The organism is Mesorhizobium sp. M7A.F.Ca.CA.003.01.2.1 (assembly GCF_003998945.1).
In the GTDB taxonomy this organism is placed as follows: Bacteria; Pseudomonadota; Alphaproteobacteria; order Rhizobiales; family Rhizobiaceae; genus Mesorhizobium; species Mesorhizobium ciceri.
This window is the reverse complement of sequence record NZ_RZRA01000801.1, coordinates 1-2699: the sequence shown is the minus strand read 5'-3', so window position 1 is coordinate 2699 and position 2699 is coordinate 1. Positions and strand designations below refer to the sequence as shown.

The following is a 2699-nucleotide window of genomic DNA, read 5'->3' as shown; positions in this document are numbered from 1 at the left end:
CAACACCATACAACGCGCAATCATTGAACTGGTTTCACGCTAGGGTTGGAAAACGCCAAAAACAAGGACAATCCTGCCCTTCCGCAGCCGGAGTGGCGTCGTTTCGCCACGCAGCGCGCCAAGTTTGCGTCTGTTAAGGTCGAATCAGAGGGTTTTGCCGTGACGAATCCGTCAGCTCAGCTTGTCCCGAATCACTGCGATGCTCTCGCCAGAGCCCAGTTCGCAGACCGCTATGTGCTGGTCACTGAAGGCCTTTCCTTAACCGCATTCGGCGCGGCCGAACGCGCTCTGGGGCGAACGCCGCCCTGGGTCGGCAGGCTCATGGCGCTGCGCAATCTTGCCGTCAGGCCGTTCCGGCTGAAGACGGGCTTGGAAACTGCGGTGTTGCCGTCGGGCCGGATCGGGATATTTCCGCTCATCAGCCAGTTTCCCGGCAAGGTTGTGCTTGGCCTCGACGACCGACATCTCGATTTCCGTGTTCTGGTCGAAGTCAGGGATCTTGGCAGCGGCCGGCAAGAGGTGGCCGCGACGACGATCGTCAAGACGCACAATTGGCTCGGGCGCGCCTATCTCGCGATCATCATGCCGTTTCACCGGATGGTCGTCCCGGCGATGCTGGCCCAGATCCTGGCGAAGTAAGCTGAAGTCACTAAAGTCCGACAGGCGTGACGGTGTAACCGGCCTTGCGGAAATCCTCGACCAGGCCTTCGGGGCCGGGAAGGTGGAGGGCGCCGACCGCCATGAAGACGTTGCCCCTGGCAAGGATCGGTTCGGCATGCTCGACCATCACCTTGTTGCGGCTGGTGATCATGGTTTCCTCGAACGCCGCATAGCCCGCGGGGTCGTCCGTGCCCTCCGGCATGGCCACGCGAAACAGCGGCCAGAACATTCCGGTGTCGCCGCGCTGGTAGAGCACGATCATGGTTTCGTTGATGTCGTTGATCTTATCGCCGAGCTTCAGCGTGTCGACGAGGCCCTTCATGTGAAACGCCAGCGGCAGCGAGGCCATGGCGCGCAGCTGGCTTTCAGCCGTCTCCAATCCTTCCACCGGCTTGCCGGAAGCCTTCGCACCTTGCGCCAGTCTGACATCGAGCACCGGGGCGCCGCCTGACTGGCGGGCCAGCTCGCAGGCCGGCAGTGCCATCATGGCCGAGAGCATCCACGGCTTCATCTTGGCAACCGTTGCCGGAGGAATGCCGCGTGCGTCGAGCGCGGCGTTCATGGCCGCCGCATCGTCGGGCGACAGCAGCGACGCCAGCGTCGTCGAATCAGTGAACATCATCAGGTCCGGCTCTTTGAGCATCGCGACCATCATCTTCTGCTTGTCGAGCACGTCCGTGGTTTCGATGATGATGGTGCCGGCGGCGTCATAGGCTTTCTGCGCTTCGGGAGGCAGCGTGGTGACGCGCGGGTCGGTCATATGCATGGTGCCGAACAGGAAGGACGGCTTCTCGCCGGGCTTTTCCAGCTTCCATAACAGGCCCTTGCCGTTCGGCGTCGCGGCGGCTTCCGCTTCGATCTTGCGGTAGCTCGCCGGATCGTTCTTCTGCAGGGCCGACAGCATGTCGGCACCGGTGCAGGTCGGGACTTCGGCATGCGCCTTGCCGGCCGCGAACAGCAGCACGGCGAGGAACGACAGGAAGAACAGAACATTGAGCGCGACGAGCAGCTTCAGCGACACGGAAGCAGCACGGTCGGCGATGGCTATGACGCGTTTCATGAGCCTCTTCTAGGACTGAAAAGCGGCAAAACGGTTAACCTGTGCTGAGAAATTGTCTTGGACTGGCTATCGCGCTCAACTGACGTCGATGGGGCTCATGCTTCAACGATTAGCGGAAACGCCCATTTCTTCGTCATCCCAGGGTCTCCGCGACGGAGCTTCGCTCCTGCTTCGCCCAGGGATGACGACGTTGGGGAGGCTTTCGGCCAAATGGTGAACGTTACTGGCGTTCACGCCCTGGGATGCGCCTGCTCATAAATCTCGAGCAGCCTCGCGGTGTCGACGCCGGTGTAGATTTGCGTCGTCGACAGGCTGGCGTGGCCGAGCAGTTCCTGGATGGTGCGCAAATCACCGCCGCGGCCGAGCAGATGCGTGGCGAAGGAATGGCGCAGTGCATGCGGCGTCGCGGTATCGGGCAGGTTGAGCGCCGAGCGCAGCTTGGCCATGTCGCGCTGGACGATGGCCGGGTTGAGCGGGCCGCCGCGGGCGCCGCGAAACAACAGGCCCTTGGGGTCGAGATGGTAGGGGCAGAGCCGGCGATATTCGGCGATTGCCCTGAGCGCCACCGGCAGCACCGGCACCAGGCGCGTCTTGCCGCCCTTGCCGGCAACGCGCAGCACCGTGTCGGCCGCCGACGCCAGATCGGCGCCGGTCAGGCCGAGCGCCTCGGAAATGCGCAGGCCAGAGCCGTAGAGCAGCGTCAGCACGGCGGCGTTGCGGGCTGCGATCCAGGGTTCCTCCGCCAGTTGGCCTTCGATGGAAACGATATGCTTGGCATCGCTCGCCGTCAGCGGCTTGGGCAGCGATTTGGGCTGGCGCGGCGCGCGCAGTGCCGCCGCACCGGCCGCATTGGCGAGGCCGCGCCGCTCGAGGAAACGCAGCAGCGAACGAATGCCGGCGAGACCCCGGCCCAGCGTGCGGGCGCCGGCGCCGGCATTGCGGCGGGCGGCAAGGAAGCCGCGCAAATCCGCCGGGCGCA

General features: G+C 64.2%; 3 protein-coding genes. 1 reads left to right on the top strand and 2 read right to left on the bottom strand.

Going from position 1 to position 2699, the window contains the following annotated elements; translation table 11 throughout:
• The first annotated feature begins 45 nt into the window (after positions 1-45).
• The gene (locus EN969_RS25785) at positions 46-639 is read left to right on the top strand and encodes a DUF2867 domain-containing protein (RefSeq protein ID WP_082826601.1); all 594 of its coding nucleotides are present in this window, start codon (positions 46-48) and stop codon (positions 637-639) included.
• Positions 640-649: 10 nt separating this feature from the next.
• On the opposite strand, the gene EN969_RS25780 is transcribed toward EN969_RS25785, so the two are convergent.
• The gene (locus EN969_RS25780; RefSeq protein WP_063169536.1) at positions 650-1720 is read right to left on the bottom strand and encodes a TraB/GumN family protein; all 1071 of its coding nucleotides are present in this window, start codon (positions 1718-1720) and stop codon (positions 650-652) included.
• Between the two features lie 230 nt (positions 1721-1950).
• Positions 1951-2699 (bottom strand): tyrosine recombinase XerC (locus EN969_RS25775; protein WP_164758485.1); only part of this gene is annotated, 749 nt, incomplete at its 5' end.